This window comes from Candidatus Aquicultor sp. (assembly GCF_054640775.1).
In genome coordinates this window covers 1-895 of record NZ_JBTSLF010000300.1, presented here as the reverse complement: position 1 = coordinate 895, position 895 = coordinate 1, and the positions used below count along the sequence as shown (strand labels likewise).

1 protein-coding gene is annotated in these 895 nt (G+C 46.6%); it reads right to left on the bottom strand.

Features of this window, described 5'->3' with window-relative positions:
• The coding region (locus ACYC56_RS14430) for an HlyD family secretion protein (protein ID WP_461374870.1) at positions 1–727 on the bottom strand (727 nt) is incomplete at its 3' end.
• Positions 728–895: the final 168 nt, after the last annotated feature.

Genomic DNA, 895 nt, shown 5'->3' with positions numbered 1-895 from the left:
TATTTTCTTTAACGATGGAAAACAAGCTCTGACCGGGTTGAACATATTTTCCCACATCGATATTCTTCATAGCGATAATTCCCGAAATGGGGGCCGAAACCACTGTTTTTGACAGATCCAATTGTGCCCTGCTCTTGGCTATTTCCGCCTCTCTGATCCTGTAATTCTGTGTGTTGGAACGGGCCTCGAGGGTTTTTATGGACGTCTCCACTCCGGCCAAAGCGGCCACTGCCGCTTCTTCGCGTGCCTGGGCCACCTTCAAGAGGGACTCTGCATGTTCGAATTGACTCGTGGTAACCAACCCTTCTTTATATAAATTTTTATGCCGCTCCAATTCTTTGTCAGCCAGATTTCCCTCGGCTAGAGCGGCATTCAAATTTGCCCGGGCCTGCTGGAGGGCTTTCTTTTTTTCTTCTACAGAAGCTTTGATTTCGCTTTCTTCCGCGGTCAAGCGGAAAATGTTTTCTTTCCTTTCCTGAAATACCGAGGAAAAATCATCAGGGGCAATTTCGAGCAAGGGCATTCCGGCTTCAACCGACTGGTTATCCTTAAAATTTATTTTGACCACCCGCCCCTTGACCTCCGAGGCGATGGGGACGATAGTTCCGGCTATATAGGCATCCTCCACCTCTTCATGCGAGAGGGAACGGATGAAATAGGCGGCCAGATAAATACCCCCGGCCAAGACCACCAGTACGATTAATCCTCTGAATCCCCATTTCTTCATAAGCGTTTTCCCACCCTCCTCAAGCCTCCCATATGGACCTTGTCCCGTCTAATTTGCATAGATCCGTTTCTTTGCAATGTATTCAGTTTATTATTCAGCCCCTTACCTGAAAGTTGATACTTTATCAGGCTTGAGTTCATTTATCCATAGTTAATTTTTTCGTTCTTA